Source organism: Pseudomonas sp. GW823-FHT03E05 (genome assembly GCF_058796855.1).
Map to the genome: position 1 here is coordinate 62378 of NZ_JBXAJB010000001.1, position 18779 is coordinate 81156.

21 protein-coding genes are annotated in these 18779 nt (G+C 65.7%); 9 read left to right on the top strand and 12 right to left on the bottom strand.

Annotated elements, in window-relative coordinates; all coding sequences use genetic code 11:
• The first annotated feature begins 277 nt into the window (after positions 1-277).
• Entirely contained in the window at positions 278-1060 is a 783-nt protein-coding gene (locus AC1RCO_RS00175; protein WP_011062341.1) for a sulfite exporter TauE/SafE family protein, read from the top strand.
• Positions 1061-1076: 16 nt separating this feature from the next.
• Here the strand turns inward: AC1RCO_RS00175 and AC1RCO_RS00180 are convergent, their stop codons facing one another.
• Positions 1077-1697 carry a LysE family translocator gene (locus tag AC1RCO_RS00180; protein ID WP_015636393.1) on the bottom strand — a complete coding sequence of 207 codons (621 nt, stop codon included), beginning with the start codon at positions 1695-1697 and terminating at the stop codon, positions 1077-1079.
• Positions 1698-1900: 203 nt separating this feature from the next.
• Between AC1RCO_RS00180 and AC1RCO_RS00185 the strand changes: the two genes are divergently transcribed.
• Positions 1901-4348, top strand: a complete 2448-nt coding sequence (locus AC1RCO_RS00185; RefSeq protein WP_145714180.1) for a PAS domain-containing protein — start codon at positions 1901-1903, stop codon at positions 4346-4348.
• 9 nt (positions 4349-4357) lie between these two features.
• On the opposite strand, the gene AC1RCO_RS00190 is transcribed toward AC1RCO_RS00185, so the two are convergent.
• The 3 genes from AC1RCO_RS00190 to ampC form a co-directional block, all read right to left on the bottom strand.
• Positions 4358-5053, bottom strand: a complete 696-nt coding sequence (locus tag AC1RCO_RS00190; protein ID WP_011062339.1) for a hypothetical protein — start codon at positions 5051-5053, stop codon at positions 4358-4360.
• Positions 5054-5182: 129 nt separating this feature from the next.
• Positions 5183-5899 carry a phosphatidylcholine synthase gene (gene pcsA, locus AC1RCO_RS00195; RefSeq protein WP_011062338.1) on the bottom strand — a complete coding sequence of 239 codons (717 nt, stop codon included), beginning with the start codon at positions 5897-5899 and terminating at the stop codon, positions 5183-5185.
• Between the two features lie 296 nt (positions 5900-6195).
• Positions 6196-7368: a class C beta-lactamase gene (gene ampC / locus AC1RCO_RS00200; RefSeq protein ID WP_011062337.1), complete on the bottom strand. Its 1173-nt coding sequence runs from the start codon at positions 7366-7368 to the stop codon at positions 6196-6198.
• A 227-nt stretch (positions 7369-7595) separates the two neighbouring features.
• Here ampC and AC1RCO_RS00205 point away from each other — a divergent pair, with 227 nt between their 5' ends.
• Complete coding sequence (locus AC1RCO_RS00205) at positions 7596-8471, top strand: LysR family transcriptional regulator (protein ID WP_011062336.1); 876 nt, start codon at positions 7596-7598, stop codon at positions 8469-8471.
• 3 nt (positions 8472-8474) lie between these two features.
• On the opposite strand, the gene AC1RCO_RS00210 is transcribed toward AC1RCO_RS00205, so the two are convergent.
• The 5 genes from AC1RCO_RS00210 to AC1RCO_RS00230 form a co-directional block, all read right to left on the bottom strand.
• Entirely contained in the window at positions 8475-8693 is a 219-nt protein-coding gene (locus AC1RCO_RS00210) for a YXWGXW repeat-containing protein (protein WP_401402955.1), read from the bottom strand.
• A gap of 91 nt (positions 8694-8784) precedes the next feature.
• Positions 8785-9264, bottom strand: a complete 480-nt coding sequence (locus tag AC1RCO_RS00215; RefSeq protein ID WP_492617207.1) for a periplasmic heavy metal sensor — start codon at positions 9262-9264, stop codon at positions 8785-8787.
• Entirely contained in the window at positions 9261-9692 is a 432-nt protein-coding gene (locus tag AC1RCO_RS00220; protein ID WP_410036901.1) for a hypothetical protein, read from the bottom strand. Before AC1RCO_RS00220 ends, AC1RCO_RS00215 begins: the two co-directional genes overlap by 4 nt.
• Complete coding sequence (locus tag AC1RCO_RS00225) at positions 9689-10270, bottom strand: RNA polymerase sigma factor (RefSeq protein ID WP_492617208.1); 582 nt, start codon at positions 10268-10270, stop codon at positions 9689-9691. The genes AC1RCO_RS00220 and AC1RCO_RS00225 overlap by 4 nt, the downstream gene beginning before the upstream one ends.
• A 48-nt stretch (positions 10271-10318) precedes the next feature.
• Positions 10319-10636 carry a YXWGXW repeat-containing protein gene (locus AC1RCO_RS00230; protein WP_041119210.1) on the bottom strand — a complete coding sequence of 106 codons (318 nt, stop codon included), beginning with the start codon at positions 10634-10636 and terminating at the stop codon, positions 10319-10321.
• 540 nt (positions 10637-11176) lie between these two features.
• Here AC1RCO_RS00230 and AC1RCO_RS00235 point away from each other — a divergent pair.
• Both AC1RCO_RS00235 and AC1RCO_RS00240 read left to right on the top strand, forming a co-directional pair.
• Positions 11177-11992, top strand: coding sequence for an AraC family transcriptional regulator (locus tag AC1RCO_RS00235; protein ID WP_015636387.1), 816 nt, complete (start codon positions 11177-11179; stop codon positions 11990-11992).
• A gap of 202 nt (positions 11993-12194) precedes the next feature.
• The gene (locus AC1RCO_RS00240) at positions 12195-12611 is read left to right on the top strand and encodes a hypothetical protein (protein WP_011062329.1); all 417 of its coding nucleotides are present in this window, start codon (positions 12195-12197) and stop codon (positions 12609-12611) included.
• Between the two features lie 17 nt (positions 12612-12628).
• On the opposite strand, the gene AC1RCO_RS00245 is transcribed toward AC1RCO_RS00240, so the two are convergent.
• From AC1RCO_RS00245 to AC1RCO_RS00255, 3 genes are all read right to left on the bottom strand, one after another.
• Positions 12629-13075, bottom strand: a complete 447-nt coding sequence (locus tag AC1RCO_RS00245; protein ID WP_492617209.1) for a GNAT family acetyltransferase — start codon at positions 13073-13075, stop codon at positions 12629-12631.
• A 41-nt stretch (positions 13076-13116) separates the two neighbouring features.
• Complete coding sequence (locus AC1RCO_RS00250) at positions 13117-13563, bottom strand: hypothetical protein (protein WP_492617210.1); 447 nt, start codon at positions 13561-13563, stop codon at positions 13117-13119.
• Positions 13564-13632: 69 nt separating this feature from the next.
• Positions 13633-14208, bottom strand: a complete 576-nt coding sequence (locus AC1RCO_RS00255) for a helix-turn-helix domain-containing protein (RefSeq protein WP_011062327.1) — start codon at positions 14206-14208, stop codon at positions 13633-13635.
• Positions 14209-14332: 124 nt separating this feature from the next.
• Between AC1RCO_RS00255 and AC1RCO_RS00260 the strand changes: the two genes are divergently transcribed.
• The 4 genes from AC1RCO_RS00260 to AC1RCO_RS00275 all read left to right on the top strand — a co-directional run bounded on the left by AC1RCO_RS00260 (position 14333) and on the right by AC1RCO_RS00275 (position 18644).
• Entirely contained in the window at positions 14333-14485 is a 153-nt protein-coding gene (locus tag AC1RCO_RS00260) for a hypothetical protein (RefSeq protein ID WP_011062326.1), read from the top strand.
• A 92-nt stretch (positions 14486-14577) separates the two neighbouring features.
• Positions 14578-15078 carry a sigma-70 family RNA polymerase sigma factor gene (locus AC1RCO_RS00265; protein WP_011062325.1) on the top strand — a complete coding sequence of 167 codons (501 nt, stop codon included), beginning with the start codon at positions 14578-14580 and terminating at the stop codon, positions 15076-15078.
• A gap of 43 nt (positions 15079-15121) precedes the next feature.
• Positions 15122-16105 carry a FecR family protein gene (locus tag AC1RCO_RS00270; RefSeq protein ID WP_492617211.1) on the top strand — a complete coding sequence of 328 codons (984 nt, stop codon included), beginning with the start codon at positions 15122-15124 and terminating at the stop codon, positions 16103-16105.
• Between the two features lie 97 nt (positions 16106-16202).
• Positions 16203-18644, top strand: a complete 2442-nt coding sequence (locus AC1RCO_RS00275; protein ID WP_011062323.1) for a TonB-dependent siderophore receptor — start codon at positions 16203-16205, stop codon at positions 18642-18644.
• Positions 18645-18779: the final 135 nt, after the last annotated feature.

Here is an 18779-nt window from a genome sequence, read left to right on the forward strand (position 1 = left end):
TGCCCCGGCAAGCGACCGGCAGAATACCGGATGCCGCGGCCCTGATGTGCAGCGCAGAGCGTTCGGCGTCTGTCGGCAAGTGTTTTTTTTAGCCGCGTGCCAGGGGCGCCGTGGCATGTGGCGGCTGCAATTGCGCAGGGGCTGCCATGCGCCTTGTGCATGAAAAAAATGGGCCTGGTTATAACGTTAGATTTTATTCATATAAATGGACATAAGCTTTAGCCGCTATGCTGCCGCCAGTTTTTGACCTGGCCGCGTGATTTGTAGGGCTTTATTGATGGATGTGGGTAACTTCGGTTTTGTAGTCGCGGGCCTGGTAGTGGGTTTCATCGTAGGCATGACGGGTGTGGGGGGCGGTTCGCTGATGACCCCGATCCTGCTCTGGTTCGGCATCAACCCGGCCACGGCCGTGGGCACCGACCTGCTGTACGCGGCCATCACCAAATCCGGTGGGGTGCTGGTGCACCAGAAGAACCGCAACATCGACTGGCGCATCACCGGCTGGCTGACCCTGGGCAGCGTGCCGGCGGTGGCGCTGACCCTGTGGTTCCTGAAGAATCTCGACACCGACCCCCAGGCCCTGAACGCGGTGATCAAGCAGGGTCTGGGGTTCGTCCTGCTGCTCACGGCCCTGGCCATTGTCTTCAAGAAGAAACTCATGGCCTTCGCCCAGCGCCATGGCAGCGACTACCAGCCCAGCCCCGGCGGGCTCAATGGCCTGACCGTGGTCACCGGGGTGATCCTGGGCACCATGGTTGCCTTGACCTCCATCGGCGCCGGTGCCCTGGGCACCGTGGCGCTGTTCATCCTCTATCCGTTCCTGGCCACCAAGCGCCTGGTGGGCACTGAAATCGCCCACGCCGTGCCCCTGACCCTGGTGGCAGGCCTGGGCCACGCCAGCATGGGCAACATGGACTGGCACCTGCTGGGTTTCCTGCTGATGGGCTCGTTGCCCGGGATCTGGATCGGCAGCCACATGACCGGGCGCATTTCCGACGAGATCCTGCGCCCGTGCCTGGCGGTCATGCTGTTTTCCATCGGTTACAAGCTGGCCTTCTGAAACCTGGCGCGGCGTTTCAGCTGCGCCGATACAGCGCTAGAAACCCCGCCAGCGCCAGCATCGCCGCACCGCAGCATTGATTGAGCCGGCGCATGCCGCTGGCGGTCAGGAACTTCGCCGCTTGCACGCCACCCGCGGCGTACAGCCCCATCACCAGCACCTCCACCACCGCAGTGACCAGCGCCAGAGTGGCGTACTGGATGAGGACCGGCTGGGCGGGGTCGACGAACTGCGGCAGGAACGCGGTGAAGAACAGCAGCACCTTGGGGTTGGTCATGGCCACCGAGAAGCTGCGCCGGAACACCTCGACGCGCCGTGACCCGGCCTGCACCTGCTGGGCTCCGAGGGCCTGGGGCGCACTGCGCCAGAGCTGGATGCCGAGCCAGGCCAGGTAGCACACCCCGAGCCATTTCAAGGCCATGAACAACTGCTGCGAGGCCATCAGCATGGCCCCCAGCCCTAGGCCCACGGCAGCGATGATCAGCACATCCGAAAGCGCCGCACCGGCCATGCCTACCGCCACCAGTTGGCGATTGCGCGAGGTGCCGTTGGCCATGGCCAGGAGTGAGGTCGGCCCGGGAATCAGGGCACCGATAAAACAGCTGGAGGTGTAGAGCAGCAAGGTGGTGGTATTCATCGCGCGGTTCTCGGCGGGCAGGTGGCAATGCCGGTGCAGAATGCCCCAGGCCGGCGCGGGTTTAAAGGCATTCGCCGGGCACTTTGGCCGCCGTTGTCGAATCAGCGTTGCCGCTTGCCAACTTCTGCGGATCCACGGGGTCAGTTATCCTGCGCTGGCCATTGGATGGCAGTGTTGCCTTTTTCCTTTTCTGTGATGTGTTCATGACTACTTCCCCACCTCGTGGTGCAGCGCCCAAGACCTCCCGCGGCGGCGAGATCGGTGCTGCAATCCGTCGCTTCGACTGGTCGCAGACCGCGGTGGGCCCTCGTGAAGGCTGGCCCGGCCTGCTGCGCAGTACCTTGAGCCAGATGCTCGAGTCCCCGGAGAGCCTGTACCTGCTGTGGGGGCCGCAGATGCAGTTCTTCTTCAACGATGCCTACCGCCCGGTCCTCGGCCCGCGCCTGGCCAATGCCCTGGGGCAGACCATCCAGACCCTCTGGGCCGATGCCTGGCCGGATGTCCAGCCGATGGTGGAGCAGGCGTTTCTCGGTTACTCCTGCCGCCACGAAGACCTGCCGGTGAACATGCAGCGCTACCCTGGCGAAGAGCTGACCTGGTGGTCGTTCTCCATGAGCCCGGTGTATGACGAGGACGACGAACAGGTGCTCGGAGTGCTGTGCCACACCGTGGAGACCACCGATCGCGTGCTGCTGGCCCGGCACGCCCGGCAGACCGAGGCGCATCTGCGCGAAACCCGCGAGCTCAATACCCGGGTGCTGGCCGCCAGCAACGACTGCATCAAGGTGCTGGACCTCGATGGCCAGCTGTCGTTCATGAGCGAAGGTGGCCTGCGGGTCATGGAGGTCAGTGATTTCAATGCGGTGCGGGGCTGTCCCTGGCCGGACTTCTGGCAGGGCCAGGGCCACCAGGAGGCCCGGGATGCCATTGCCGCCGCGCGCCAGGGTCGCTCGGCGCGGTTCCAGGGCGCCGCCGATACCCTCCAGGGGCGCACCAAGTGGTGGGATGTGCAGGTTACGCCGATGCTCGACGCGGCCGGCCAGCCGGAGAAGATCCTCTGCATTTCCCGGGACATCAGCGCCACCCGCGAGGCGCAGGAGGAACTGCGGCGGCTCAATGAGTCTCTGGAGCAGCGGGTCCAGGAGCGTACCCAGGAGCGCGACCGGATCTGGCAGCTGTCCACGGACCTGATGCTGGTGGCGGACTTCAATGGCCGCATCGTCGCCGTCAACCCGGCCTGGACCCAGCTCCTGGGCTGGCAGCGCGAGGAACTGGAAGGCAGCAGTTTCTACGATTTCATCCACCCCCAGGACAGCCTGGCCGCAGCGGGGGCGGCGGCCGATCTGTCCCGGGGCGAGAGCTTTTCGCGCTTCGAGAACCGCTTTCGCCACCGCGACGGTTCCTATCGCTGGATGGCCTGGAGCGCCGTGCCGGACCCGCGCCACATTCACGCCGTGGGCCGTGACATGCAGGCCGAGCGCGAGGCCGCCCAGGCGCTGCGCAAGACCGAGGACATCCTGCGCCAGGCGCAGAAGATGGAGGCGGTGGGGCAACTGACCGGTGGCGTGGCCCACGACTTCAACAACCTGCTGACGGTGATCCGCTCTTCCACCGACCTGTTGCGCCGCAACCTCAGCGAAGAGCGCCGGCAGCTGTACATCAAGGCGATTTCCGACACCGTCGACCGCGCCAGCAAGCTCACCGGCCAGCTCCTGGCGTATGCCCGCCAGCAGAACCTGCGCCCGGAGACCTTCGACGTCGGCGCCAGCGTGCAGTTGCTGGCGCAGATGATCAATCCACTGATCGGCGCCTGCATCGAACTGCGTATCGAGTTGCCGCAGCAGCCTTGCTACATCCACGCCGATGCCGGCCAGTTCGACACGGCGCTGATCAATATGGCGGTCAATGCCCGGGACGCCATGCAGGGCGAAGGCTTGCTGGTGGTGGCTGTGGAGCGGGTGGCGCAGATTCCCCCCAGTGCCAGCCAGGGTGCCCAGGCCGGGGACTTTGTCGCGGTATCCCTGACTGATACCGGCGCCGGCATCGACCCCCAGCAGATCGAACGGATCTTCGAACCCTTCTTCACCACCAAGGAGGTGGGCAAAGGCACCGGCCTGGGCTTGTCCCAGGTGTTCGGTTTCGCCCAGCAATCGGGCGGCGGCCTGGCGGTGCACAGCCAGCCGGGGCAGGGCACGTGCTTTACCCTGTACCTGCCGCGCGCGGAGGCCCTGGCCGGCTTGCCGACGCCAACCCAGGCGGTGGTGCCCATGATCGACGGCCAGGGCATGACCCTGCTGGTGGTGGAGGACAATCCCGAAGTCGGCGTGCTGCTGGCCCAGTCCCTGAACGAGCTGGGCTACCAGACCGAATGGGCCACCAGCGCGGCGGAGGCCCTGCGCCGCCTGGGCGAGGAGCGGACCCGATTCCAGGCGGTGTTTTCCGATGTGGTGATGCCGGGCATGAGCGGTATCGAACTGGCCAGCCGGATCCGTTGCGACTATCCGCGGTTGCCGGTCATCCTCACCAGCGGCTACAGCCCGGCCCTGGCCCAGGGCCAGACCCGGGAATTCGTATTCCTGCAAAAGCCCTACTCGGTGGCGGAACTGGCCCTGGCCCTGAGCGCGGCGATCGGCCAGCCCGAGGTTCCGTAGGCACCCGTTTCAACTCAGGCTGGCTTCGATCACCAGGACATTGGCGCTGGCGGTGCGCACGTTGAAGCAACGCGTGGGGCTGATGGTGGAGCCTGCTTCGATCAGTACTTCCTGTTCATGTTCCATGCCGGCGCCGCCTTTGCGATAGACCACGGCCTTGCGGTTGCCGTAGGGCGCGCTGAGGATCCAGATCGCCGGGGCTGGGTTGGGGGCCGGGAGCAGGTCGTTGTACGCATGCCAGGCGGCAATTTGAGGGCACAAAGAGGTCGAGAGCGGTTTGTTGGTGACGAAGGTTGCTACTTCGCTCGGGCGGCAGGAACCACCGTGGAACAGCACCTGGCCGGGGGCGATAAACCGTCCGAAGTGCCTGACCTCGGTATTCAAGGTGTCCGCAGTGAACTTGCCAGATGCTCTTTGATACTCCTTGAGCGGTGCGGAATCCTTGAGGTAGGGCATGGCCGCCTTGGCTTGCCTGAGCTGGGGGTGCACTTGGAGTTGGCGGCGGAATTCGTTGACCACGCCCGAACCGACGTAGTGGCCCAGGGTGTGCAGCACAAAGTCCCTGGCGTTACGCACGGTCTGTTGCACGCGCAAGGGCCGGGTTGGCCAGTTGTTCTTCAGCGCGGCCTCGTGATACAGCCGTTCCCGCTCATCCGGAGGGCTGTCGCTGATGGGGTAGAGGTCGATCAAGGGAAGGTGGGTCATGGGGGGCTGGCCTGGTACTCATCCGCGGCGGGCGGCGGGCAAATAGTCGCCAAGCCTCTGCTGCAGAGGCTTGGGCGCAGGAGTCTTGCATGCTTGCCGGGCCCCGGCAATGGTTCGCGGGGCACTGGTTCAGCTGGCCTTGCTGAACCATTCCTGGGCCGAACGCCACAGGCACACGCCGAGAAAGTAGGCCGAGGCTGCCAGCCACAAGCCCATGATCGGCGGGCTGTGCAGCGGGTGGCTGAGGATCAGCAATGCGCCGCTGAGCAGCCAGACGAAGGTCACGATGATGTTCAGCCCCATCCACTTGCGTACCCGGAACGGATGCAGGAACTGCACCCGGGTGGCGGTCAGCAGGGCCAGGGCGAAGATGCTCAGCAGGCTCAGCCAGGGGCCGGGCTCGATCAGATAGAAGCACAGGGCGACCACGTTCCAGGCCGCGGGAAAGCCCTGGAAGTAGTTGTCGTGGCTCTTCATGTTGACGTTGCAGAAACACAGCAGCGACGACAGCAGGATCAGCGAGGTGGCCAGCAGCGCGCTGTATTCCGGCAGGGGAATGTAGCGGTAGATGAACAGCGCCGGGATGAACACATAGGTCAGGTAGTCGATCACCAGGTCCAGCACGGAGCCGTCGATGTTGGGCAGCACCGAGCTGGTCTTGACCTTGCGCGCCAGGGAGCCGTCGACGCCATCCACCAGCAGTGCCACCCCCAGCCATAGCAGGCAGGCCTTGGGCTGGTTGTCGAACAGTGCCAGGGTGGCGAGCAAGGCACTGACCACCCCGGTGGCGGTGAAGCCATGGGCGCCCCAGGCTTTGATTCTGGCGATCTGCAGGGTCGATATCACGGACGTTTCTCCAGCGGCTGTGGTGCCCGGGCGATGTCCGGCGCAGCAGCGCCGGCAAGCCTGGCCAGGTTGCAGTTATCGACCGGAAAGCCTGGCAGAAGGTTCAGCGCGAACCTTGAATCAGGCCCGGCGCCGCAAGCGCCGGGCCAGTGGCTGGCCTGGCCCGAGTGCGCGGTCGAGGGGGCTGGTTTGAGTCTAGGCGCCACTCTGGACGAGGCAACAGAAAAAACGCCACGTGACCGAAGGTCAGGTGGCGTTGCGGGCAGGCGCAGGCACCGGAGGGGCTGCCGGGTTGATTACTTCCCGGTCTCCAGGGCCGTGAGGATGGCGTGGGCGGCCTTGATCCGTTCCTCGTTGGGGTAGTTCTTGTTGGCCAGCAGGACAATGCCGATCTGCTGGCTCGGCACGAACACTACATAGGCGCCGAAACCGCTGGTGGAACCGGTCTTGTTGTACAGCGCGTCGGCCTTGGGGGCTGCGGCCGGGGTCAGCCATTGCACCGGGTGCGGCTCAAGGGCCATGGCCGATGAGTTGCCCGCCAGCAGGCGTGCCAGGGGCACCGGGTAGGCGTAGCGCTCCCAGCCCAGGCCCTGGGTCATGTCGCCGACCTGGTAGTAGCCGCTCTGGGTCGCCACCATGGCTTGTTGCAGGGGGCGGTCGAACTGGCCCGGTTGCAGGTTGCCGGCAATGAATTGCAGCAGGTCCGGGGCGCTGGTCTTGACCCCGTAGGCTTCGGCATCCAGCGGCCCGGGGCTGAGGCGGATCGGCCGGTTCTGCTTGTCGTAGCCCTGGGCGTAGTGCCCCAGTTGGTCCTTGGGCAGATGGATGTAGCTGTGCTTGAGGCCGAATTTGGGAAACAGCGTCTGCTCCATCAGCCGGTCGAAGGGCTGGCCCAGGCTGCGGGCGGCCAGATAGCCGAGCAGGCCGATGCTGGGGTTGGAATACTGGCGTTGGGTGCCGGGGCTGAAGGTGGGTTTCCAGGTGTTGTAGTAGTCCAGGGTCTTGTCTTCACCCTGCACCTCGTCGGGGAACTGCAAGGGCAGGCCACCGGCGGTGTAGGTGCCCAGCTGCAGCAGGCTGATGCCGTCGAAGGCACTGCCGCGCAGGGCCGGCAGGTACTGGCTGGCGTGGTCCTCAAGGGCCAGCTTGCCGCTGGCCTGGGCGTAGCCGGCGAGGGTGGCGGTGTAGGTCTTGCTCACCGAACCCACCTCGAACAGGGTGTCGTTGTCCACCGGCTGTTGATTGTCCTTGGAGGCAACCCCGTAGTTAAAGTAATGTCGCTTGCCGTTGGCGATGATCGCCACCGCCATGCCGGGAATGCCCTGCTGGTGCATCAGCGGGCGGATGGTGGCGTCCACGGTGGTTTTCAGAGCGCTGTCCGCGGTGGTCTCGGCGAAGGCGCTGGAGGCGCCCAGTAGCAGTGCGCAGGCGCTGATGACGCTTAGTCCGGTCAAGGTTGTGTGCCGCATGATTGGTTGGTTTCCCTGGGTTCTGGTTATGTACGCCGCGTTTGTCCCAGCGGCTTTGCGGCCCCGGCGTTCTTCGTGGGAACGCTCCGGGCGGCCTGCCCGCGAAGCCTTCCTGGCACAGGAGGGCGTGGCCGGTGCTGCGCGAGCGAGGCCAATGTAGGCAGTTTACGGCACATCGACAAACGACCATATTTCGCACGAGCCATTAGAAAAACTAGGGAATGCCCATGCTCCGTCCCCATCTGCCCCTGAATGCGCTGCGGGCTTTCGAAGCCTCGGCCCGGCACTTGAGTTTCACCCGTGCGGCCATCGAGCTGTGCGTGACCCAGGCGGCGGTCAGCCACCAGGTCAAGAGCCTGGAGGCCCAGCTCAACGTCACCCTGTTCAAGCGCCTGCCCAGGGGCCTGATGCTCACCAGCGAAGGCGAGACCCTGCTGCCGGTGCTGCGCGAATGCTTCGACCGCATCGCCCAGACCCTGGGACGATTCGAGGGTGGGCACTATCGTGAAGTGCTGACGGTGGGCGCGGTGGGCACCTTCGCCGTGGGCTGGCTGCTGCCGCGGCTGGAGGACTTCCAGGCACGCCATCCCTATGTCGACCTGCGCCTGAGCACCAACAATAACCGGGTGGACGTGGCGGCGGAGGGCCTGGACTATGCCATCCGCTTTGGCACCGGGGCCTGGCACGGCATCGAGGCGCTGGCGTTGTTGCAGGCGCCACTGTCGGTCTTGTGCGTGCCGGAACTTGCCCGCCAGTTGCACAGCCCGGCGGACCTGCTGGGACAGACCTTGCTGCGCTCCTACCGCACCGACGAATGGCCGCAGTGGTTCCAGGCGGCGGGGCTGGGGGCCAACAGCCTGTTGCCCCAGAGCGTGGTCTTCGACTCGTCCCTGGGCATGCTCGAAGCGGCGCTGCAAGGCCTGGGCGTGGCCCTGGCGCCGCCCTTGATGTTCCAGCGCCAGTTGGCCAGTGGCGCGGTGGTGCAGCCCTTCGACATCGGCATTGTCACCGGCAGCTACTGGCTGACCCGCCTGCAATCCCGGGCCGAAACCCCGGCCATGGGCGCGTTCAAGGCCTGGCTGCTGGAAGCGGTGGCCGGCTAGCCATCAATAGCGCCAATACCCCGGTGTCCAGACCCACTGGCCGGCGTGCCAGCGGTAATGCCCGGCAACCCAGTGATAGCTCGGCGCCGGCGCCATCGGAATCACCTCGACAATGGGCGGCGGCGGTGGCGGCCGGCGAGGATGGGCCGGGGCCACCACGCAGCCTGCCAGGGTGGTGCCAAGCAAGGTGGCGATGAGAATGCTTTGGATCGTACGAAGCATGGGCGGTTTCCTGAGGGGGGCAGTGGGCCCGCGGCCATCGCGGGCGGTTGAGGGTTGAACGTGGCCCGGGGCGAAATCCGTCGCCGGGCCTTCAATCTCTATTGGCTGCGCGGTTTTCCCCCGGGCCCCGCAGGTACATGGCGTCCACCAGTTGCTGGCGCTCCTTGAGCGACAGGCTGCCGGCAAAGTCGGCCAGGACCTCGTCGACCCGGGCCCGCAGGGCGATGTCGGCATCCCGGGACTTGCCCAGTTGGGCATCCAGGGCATTGCGGTCCAGTGGTTCGGCCCCCAGTTCACGCACCACCGCCTGGCGCGCCTCGCGCCCGGCGATGATCAGCGGCTGGCTATCGATGCGAGTCTGGCGCAGCAACTGGCGCAACTGGCGCCGGCGCTCTTCCGGCATCTGCGCCATGGCCTGGCGCAGGCCGTGCTGGGGTACCGCCAGGGCCTGGGCCGGCTTGGGGTGGCCAAGCCACTGATAGAGGCCGCCGGCCACGCCGCCGATCAGGAACACGTTGATCAGCAGCGACAGCACCAGGCAGGTTTTCAGCGTACGGATGGACAGGCTCACTGTTCGGCCTCCTCGGCATTGATGCTCAGGACGAATTCCGCGTCGCTCTGGTCGAACACGCTGGGCAGGGCCTCGGGGGAGGTCGACAGCGGCAGGCTCAGGGCCACCGCGAGCATGCCGGCGGCGACCCCGGTAAGGCCGACCCCGACCCAGCCCAGGGAGGCCAGCCAGCCGGCGTAGCGGCTCCAGAACGGCGCGCCGGGCTGCTGCGCGGCGGCGATGATGCGCTGGGCCAGGGCCGGGCTCGGTGCGGGCACCTGGTAGCGGTCCAGCTGGCTGTCGAGCCAGTGCGCCTGGCGCAGGGCTGCAACGGCCTGGGCATCACCGGAGCCGAGCAGGGCCTGGGCGGCGGCGTGTTCAGCGCTGGGCCAGCGTTGCAGGTCGGCGCCATAGGCATCGGCCAGGTGCACGAAGCGTTCGGGGGTCATGTTTTTCTCCTTCCTGAGAGGTCCGTGCCGGGGGCCTCGGCGAGGTAGCTGCGCAGGTTGCGCCGGGCCCGCGACAGCAGGCTTTCCAGGGCTTCGACGCTGATCTGCATCAGCGCCGCGGCCTCGGTGTTGGACAGTTCCTGGTAGTACTGCAGGACGATCGCCTCGCGCTGGCGATCCGGCAGCTGGTCCAGGGCCTGGGCCATGCGCCGGCTCTGCGCGCTGGCCTCCAGTTGTTCATCGGGCGCCGGGCGGGTGTCCAGGGCCTCGCAGGCGTGCTCGCTATCGACCGGCACATGTTCCTTGCGCCGGCGCAGGCGGTCGTAGCACAGGTTCAGCGCCACCCGGTGCAACCAGGTGTCGAACCGTGCCTGTTCGCTGCGCCAGCTGGCGGCCTGTTTCCAGATCCGCAGAAAGCTCTCCTGGGCGATGTCCCGGGCTTCGTCGGCATCCCCCAGCAGCCTGCTGGCCAGGGCCAGCAGGCGCGGCAGCTTGCGCGTGACCATTTCCTTCACCGCCTGCGCGTCGTTGTTGCCGATGCGTTTGAGCAACTCCAGATCCGGGTCGGTTTCGTTCAAGTGGGCAAGTCTCGGTGCGCTAACGGGGTAGTCCAGGGCATCACGGCATCAGCGCACCCAGCGGCCTTCGACCCAGTACCAGCGTGGCCCATGGGCCTGCCAATGGCCGGGCATCCAGCGCCCGCGCTGCATCACCGGTTGCCAGTGGCCGGGCACCCAGACGTAGCCGTGCCCGCGCCAGCGCCAGTTGCCTCGGTCCCAGGCGTAGCCGGGGCGGGCCACCGGCATCGGCTCATAGCGCATGGGCGGTGGTGCCTGCTGGATGATGATGGTTTCGGCATAGGAGGGCGTGCTTGCCAGCGCACCAAGTGCCAGGGGGATCAGCAGCAATGTGCGCAGACGCAGCAGGGAACGGACAAGCTTCATGATGACTCCTTCAGGCCTGCGTTCGCTGATGAACGCAGCTGATGGGTTCAACGATAGATGGGCTGGGAATCCGTCGCGGGCAAATGAAATTTTTATCCGCGCCCGGTTCAACCCGGGTTCAGCTGGCGGGGGCAGGGCGCGGGCAGCGGCGGCTGGAAATATTTGTGCAGGGGCGGCGACGGATCTCTGCGCGCTACGCCGTTGAATCAGTAACCGTGCAGCCACGGCTGGCGATGGTCGCCAGCGGCGCTTGCCGGTCGTATCACTGAACCCATGAGGAATTCACCATGTCCCGTCGCATTGCACTGCTGATTGTCATGGCCACCATGCTCTCCCTGGGCGGTTGCGTGGTTTACCCCGGGCACTACCACGGCTGCTGCTATCGCTATGGCTATTACCGCTAGGGCACTGGGATGAATAGCGGTGTGCCCCGCGGTTCTTGGCTAACCCCCAGGGGCCCGGCACAATCCTCGACCTTGCAGGGCTTGCCTGGCCGTCAGACGGATGGCGGGCATGCCTCGATGCCGTGGAGGAAGGTGGATGCCCGTCTTGAACGAACAGGATCAGCCCGAGGATCCGGATGCGATTGCGCGCCCGGTGTGCGCCTTGCGCATCTCGACTCAGGAACAGCGCTGGGAGCGGCCGTGGCACAGCCATCGCAAGGCCCAGCTGCTGTTCCCATTGTCCGGCGTGCTCAGTTGCGAGAGCGCCGAGGGCCTGTGGCTGGCCCCGCCGCAATGCGCGGTATGGATCCCCAGCGCCACCGACCATCGGGTCCAGGGGTTGGAGAACGCCCTGGGCTATTGCCTGTTCGTCGAACCCGAGCATGCCCGCTCACTGCCGCAGGCCTGCTGCACCCTGGCAGTGTCGCCCCTATTGCAGGAGCTGCTGCAACGCTGCGCGCAATTGCCCTATCTCTATGACCAGCAGGGTGCCGAGGGGCGGTTGATGGCCGTGGCCCTGGACGAGCTGGCGGCGGCGCCCCGGGAGCAGATCCACCTGCCCATGCCCCGGCATGAACAGTTGCGGCGCCTGGCCGGGCAGATCCTTGAACAGCCGGAACGCCGCCTGAGCCTTGGGCAATGGGCCGAGCAGATCGGCCTCAGCGAACGCAGCCTGAGCCGTCTGATTGTGGCCGAGACCGGCCTGAGCTTCGGCCGCTGGCAGCGCCAGTTGCACATTCTTCTGGGGCTCAAGCAATTGGGCCGGGGCGACTCGGTGGAACGGGTCGCGCTGACCCTGGGCTATGACAGCGCCAGCGCCTTTATCCGCATGTTCAAGAAAGCCGTCGGCCAGCCGCCGGGGCGCTTCTTTGCCGAACGCCGCCAGGCCCTGGAACACGACCTACCCCTGTAGCCGCCGCGCCCGCGAGGCTGCGCAAAGGCTCGCAGGGCCTTGCTTGACGCACACCAGCGCCTGCAAAACCGCCACGGCCACCTCCATCACTGCGGTCGTTTGGCCGGATTGATCAATAATTTGTCAATCTCGACTGATGCGGACAGGTTCATACGGGAAGATGATAACCATTCTTGTTTGTCAGCTTTCTTGAGGTGTTCCCATGTACTTCGATCATCAGCATTTTCCCCTGGTCTGGATGCGCCCCGCCAAAGGCGCCGGGCAGCCGGGAGTCGAGCCGTTCCAGCAGTTGGAGGCGTTGATGCAGCGCGGTCAGGCCTTTGTCCTGATGAGCGATGCCATGCCCGATCCTGCGCAGCGCAACACCGAGCAGAGCAAGGCATTGCTCAAGCAGGGGGCGTTATGGATGAAACGCAACAAGGCGGCGATCCGTCGCTGGATCAAGGCCATGATCGTCATCGCCCCGGAGCCCGAGGCCCAGGCCGGGGTCGAGGCCTTTGCCGATACCTATGAAAAGTTCTGGGGTTATCCGCTGTTGCACAGTGCCTCGCCGCTGGCGGCCGCCAGCCTGGCCCAGCAACTGCTGGCGCCACCGCGCAGCAACCGGCACAACTGGTGAGGGTGGGGCGGCGGCCCCTAGCCACGCAGGTGTTCGGGGAGGTTGGCGCTGATCACCTTGCCCATGCTGATACGTGGTTCGACCTGATAGCCCAGGGCCTGGTAGAAGCTTTGCACGGTGGCGTTGCTGCTGAGGATCTGCAGGTTGATCTTCAGGCAGCCGCGGCCCTGCAGGGCTTGTTCGCCATGGCGCACCAGGGCCCGGCCAGTGCCGAGCCGGCGCTGTTGCGGGTCCACCGCCAGGGCGTAGAGCCAGCCGCGGTGGCCGTCATAGCCGGCCATCAGGGTGCCTATGACCTGTCCTTGGTCCAGGGCGACGAAGAACAGAGCGTCATCCACCGCGAGCTTGCGGTCGATGGCCAGGCTCGGGGTGTTGTGGGCCGTGTCGTAGCCGAAGCTGCGGTTCCACAGGTCGATCACGGGCTGGCGATGGTGGGGGTTGCTGTATTCGACGATCTGGATCATGGCGTGGCTCGCTAAAGTGGGGGAGCACAGAAGGGCGGGTTTCAGTCCTGATGGCCGGGCCAGGTTTCGGTGGGGAAATAGGCCTCCAGCCCCGGTTCCTTGTGGTCCACCCCGTCCCGGGTCCAGTAGCAGCTCAAGCGTGAGTAGTTGTCCAGGTCGCCGCGCACCAGGCAGGTGGCGTTGTGCCCCGGCCAGCTGAAACGCAGCACATCGGCTTCGGCCATGGTGGCCCGTTCCACTTTGCCGGTGGCGGTGGTGGTCTTGCCGTCGATGGTCTTGACCAGGGTCAGGGCCTGGTTCTCGTAGCGGATCACCGCGGTGCCCGAGTAGGTCGGCCCGCCATCGGGCTCCTTGCCGATCAGCGTGAACTGGCCGGGCACCATGCTGTAGTAGATGTGAAGGTCCTGGTCCTGCTTGGGGGCGGCCTGGGCAGCAAGGCTGGCCAGCAGCAGGCCAAGGAGGGGCGCGCGGCGGGAGAAATACGGCATTGATGCTCACTCCTGTTGAGGCGGGGGGCCATGATTCCAGACTTGGCCCTGCAGATAAATGCCCGGGCTCTAGCGATGTTCGATGACCAGGATCGCCGTGGTGTCGGCCTCCAGGGCTTCGAACACGTGGGGCAGGTCGGCGCTGTAGCGGATGTAGTCGCCGGCCTCCAGGCTCACCGGGCTGTCCGCAGGCCCGGCCAGGGCCCGCCCGCTGCAGATCACCAGGTGTTCCACGGTGCCCGGCAGGTGGGCCTTGGACTGGCGCGCCTGGCCGGGTTGCGCCTTCAGGCGATACAGGTCGCGCTGCGCCCCCGGCGGGCAGTCATCGAGCAGGGTCGCCGCGTAGTGGGCATCCTCGGCATGGGCGGTGGTGCCTTCGTGGGCACGGATGACTTTCAGCTGATGCGCCGGTTGCTGGAAAAACCGCGTCACCTGCAAGCCCATGGCCTGGGCCAGGGCCCACAGGGTCTCGATGCTCGGGTTGCCCAGCCCGGCTTCCAGCTGGGACAGGGTGGACTTGGCCACCGCGGCCCGCTTGGCCAGTTCCGAAACGGAGAAACCAGCATTCAGGCGCTCGCGCTTGATGGCCATGGCCAGCAGGCCGATGGGCGACAGGGAGGTTGGGTCGTTCGTTTTATCGTTCATATCTCTATTAAATCATCCTTGATTCTCTTGACGCAGATAAATTTCGCCGTTCATTATATCGGTTAATTGTTCGGTATAAATAAAACAAGGGCGCCGAGATGAACCGATTGTACAAGGCGGGCCCATGGGCCTGAGCCTGCGCCTGATGGTCATTCCGTACCACGAAATCTACCTGGCCGTGCATTGCCTGGCCCACCTGCAACAGTGCCTGGGGGACTGGCTGGTGGCGGGGCAGACTCACCTGTTTGTCGAGTCGCCGCGCTGGTACAGCCGCTAGGGCCGACCGCCGGCGCGAGGTGGGCGGTGAATCCATTGCCTGCATTAATGCGAAGCATTACTATTCACGCCCCAATTCCCCAGCGCCCCGCGATGACAGCCAAGCCGCCCCGCAGACCAGGCTTTTTCGAGCACTACGAAGAGTTGATCGGCACCTGGACCCGGCGCTTGCGCAATCGCCAGCAGGCCGAGGACCTGGCCCACGACACCTTTGTCCGGGTGCTGGAATCCGATGCCGCCACGGTGCAGCAGCCGCGCGCCTACCTGCATCAGACCGCGCGCAATATCGCCGTGGATGCCTTTCGCCGAGAAGACCGGCGCGGTGCCCTGGAAGAACAGGGGGTCCACCTCAGCGTGTCGCCCAGCGGCGACCCGGAGCATTTCATGCACGCGATCCAGTTGGCCGATTCCATCGAACGGGCGCTTGGCGAGTTACCGGTCAACTGTCGCAAGGTGTTTGTCTGGCAGAAGATCGAAGGCCTGACTCAGGCCGAGATCGCCGAGCGCCTGGGGCTGTCAAAGAACATGGTGGAAAAGTATATGATCCGCACCCTGCGGCATCTGCGCGACCGTCTGGACGGGTCGGCCCCATGATCAGTCGTGGCGATTTCTCACCCTCTGCCAAACAGGAATTTGCATGATGGACAGCCGCGATTGCGCCAGCGCGCAGGCCAGGATTCGTGACGAGGCGGCGGCCTGGTTCACGCGGCTGCAGGAGCCCGAGGTGAGCCCGGAGCAGCAACTGCGGTTCCAGCAGTGGCTGGCCGAGGATCCGCAGCACCGGCACGAGTTCCAGTTGCTCGAAGCCCTGTGGGCGGCCACCGACCTGGTGCCCAGGGCGCGCCTGCAAGCGCTGTGCGCCACCCCGCCGGCCAAGGCCCGGCGGCGCCCGCTGCTGCGCTTTGCCCTGGCTGCCGGGGTGGCGACGCTGGCCGTGGGCCTGGGGCTGTTCAGTGGCCTCAACCAGCCGGTTTCCTACAGTGCGCAATTCGTGACTGCCCTGGGCGAGCGCCGCCATGTGGCCTTGCCCGATGGCTCGCAGATCGACCTGAACAGCCGCAGCCACCTGCAGGTGCGTTATGCCAGGAACCAGCGGCTGATCGAGCTGGTGGAAGGCGAAGCCCTGTTCAACGTCGAGCACGACACGGATCGGCCCTTCGTGGTGGCGGCGGGAGCGGGCAAGGTCACGGTCACCGGCACCCGCTTCGATGTGCGCCGCGATGAACGCCAGACCCGGGTGGCGGTAGAGCAGGGCCGGGTCAAGGTGCAGGGGCGCGACGCCGCGACGGATGATTTCATTGCCCTGACCCCGGGCCAGGGTACCCATGTCGATGAGCACGGCAAGGTGGCTGAGGCCTACGCGGTGAACCCCGAGGCGCTCACGGCCTGGCGCAGCGGCAAGCTGGTATTCAACAACGCCTCCCTGGCCGAGGTGGTGGCCGAAGTCTCGCGTTATCGCGAACAGCCCCTGCGGGTGGCCAGCGCCGCAGTGGGTGAGCTGCGCCTGACCAGCGTGTTCAAGTCCGACGACACCCAGGCCCTGCTCAAGGCCCTGCCGAGCATCCTGCCGGTGGAGGTGCGGACCCTTGCCGACGGTAGCCAGGAAATTTTTTCACGTTAGATTCAGGTTTTTTTTCAGTTCATCGTCTTCTTGTCCAACTGCAACTGGTTTGCATTAACAGACGCACCTTTGTGTGATCGACAGGACTGCCGCCGACGTGAAAAAAATAGCCGTTTCTCCCGCCGTATCCCCGTTGCCCGCGCGCCGCTGGCTGCCCCTGGCCCTGGCCCTGGCGGTCAGTGCGGCCTTGCCCCAGGCCCAGGCCGGGCAAGCCGCCGCCATTCACATCCAGGCCCAGCCGCTGGGCCAGGCCCTGAGCCAGTTGGGCCTGCAGACCTCGTTGCAGGTGTTCTTCAGCCCCGAGCTGGTGGCCGGTAAGCAGGCCCCGGCGGTGGACGGCAACCTGTCCCCGGAACAGGCCCTGGGCCAGTTGCTCCAGGGCAGTGGCCTGCAATACCGGATCGACGGCGGTTCGGTGACCCTGAGCCCGGCTCCGGCAGCCACGGGCGGTGCCCTGGAGCTGGGCACCAGCAGCATCAGCGTGGTGGGCGACTGGCTGGGCGATGCCGATGTGCAAAAGGTCCAGAACCACCCCGGTGCACGTACGGTGATCCGCCGCGAGGCCATGGTGGAGCAGGGCGCGATGAACGTCGGCGACGTGCTGCGCCGGGTGCCCGGGGTGCAGGTCCAGGATGCCAACGGCACCGGTGGCAGCGATATTTCCCTGAACGTCGGCGTGCGCGGCCTGACCTCGCGCCTGTCGCCGCGCTCCACGGTGCTGATCGACGGCGTGCCGGCGGCCTTTGCACCCTATGGCCAGCCGCAGTTGTCCATGGCGCCGATTTCCTCCGGCAACCTGGACAGCATCGATGTGGTGCGCGGCGCCGGTTCCGTACGCTACGGGCCGCAGAACGTCGGCGGGGTGATCAACTTCGTGACCCGGGCGATTCCGGAAAAGGCCACCGGGGAAATCGGCACCACCCTGGAAACCTCACGGCAGGGCGGCTGGAAGCACATCGACACGGCTTTCCTCGGCGGCACTGCGGACAACGGCCTGGGGGTGGCGCTGCTGTATTCCGGGGTCAACGGCAATGGCTACCGCGAGGGCAACAACGGCAACGACATCGACGACGTGATTCTCAAGACCCACTGGGCACCCACCGAGCAGGACGAGTTCTGGTTCAACCTGCATTACTACGACGCCACCGCCGACATGCCCGGCGGCCTGACCCAGAAGCAGTACGACGCCAAGCCCTACGACTCCGATCGCGACTGGGACAACTTCAGCGGCCGGCGCAAGGATGTGTCCTTCAAGTACCAGCGTCAGGTCGACGACCGCACCCAGTTCGAAGTGCTGACCTACTACTCCGACAGCTTCCGCGGCAGCAACATTGCCGCCAGCGACCAGAAGACCCTGGTCTCCTACCCGCGCACCTACTACACCTTCGGCATCGAGCCGCGGGTGTCCCATGTGTTCGACCTGGGGCCCACCACCCAGGAAGTCAGCGTGGGTTATCGCTACCTCAAGGAAGGCATGCATGAACAGGCCAGCCGCGTGGCCCTGGTGAACAACCAGCCGGTGCTCACCGCGGATTCCGACGGCCATGTCTACCAGGACCGTACCGGCGGCACCGAGGCCAATGCCTACTACATCGACGACAAGATCGACGTCGGCAACTGGACCATCACCCCGGGCATCCGCTTCGAGGACATCAGCACCAACTGGCACGACCGGCCGGTCCCGGGCACCAACGGCGTGCGAGTGCAGGAGAAGCGCCGCAGCATCGACAGCAACGAACCGTTGCCGGCCCTGAGCGTGATGTATCACCTGTCCGATGCCTGGAAGCTGTTCGCCAACTACGAGACTTCCTTTGGCAGCCTGCAGTACTTCCAGTTGGGCCAGGGCGGCAAGGGCGACCAGACGGCCAACGGCCTGAGCCCGGAGAAGGCCAAGACCTACGAGATCGGCACCCGCTACAACGACGATGTATGGGGCGGTGAAGTGACGCTGTTCTACATCGACTTCGATGACGAGCTGCAATACATCAGCAACGACGTGGGCTGGACCAACCTGGGGGCCACCAAGCACCAGGGCCTGGAAGCCTCGATGCATTACGACCTGGCAGCCCTGGACCCGCGCCTTGACGGCCTGACCGCCAACGCCGGCTTCACCTACACCCGCGCCAGCTATGAAGGCGAGATCCCCGGCTTCAAGGGCCGCGACCTGCCGTTCTACTCGCGCCAGGTGGCCACTGTCGGCCTGCGCTACGACATCGACCGCTGGACCTACAACATCGATGCCTTCGCCCAGTCCAAGCAGCACTCGCCGGGCACCGGGGTGAACGCCAACGGCAGCTTCAACGGCAACTACATCACCGATGGCAGCGCCGATGGCCGGTACGGCGACATGCCGGGTTATGTGCTGTGGAACATCCGTGGTGGCTATGACTTCGGGCCGCAGTTGTCGAACCTGAAGCTGGGGGCCGGCGTGAAGAACGTCTTCGACCGCCAGTACTTCACCCGTTCCAGCGACAACAACTCGGGGATCTACGTGGGCGCGCCCCGGACCTTCTTTGTCCAGGCCAGCGTCGGCTTCTGACCCCCGCAACAGGCGCCGGCTTGCCGGCGAATCCCCAGAGCGGCGCAGGTTCTGGGAGATGGGCCATGGCTGGCGGCCCCTTCGCTGGCAAGCCAGCTCCTACAGGGATGGTGGCGCCTGTAGGAGCCGGCTTGC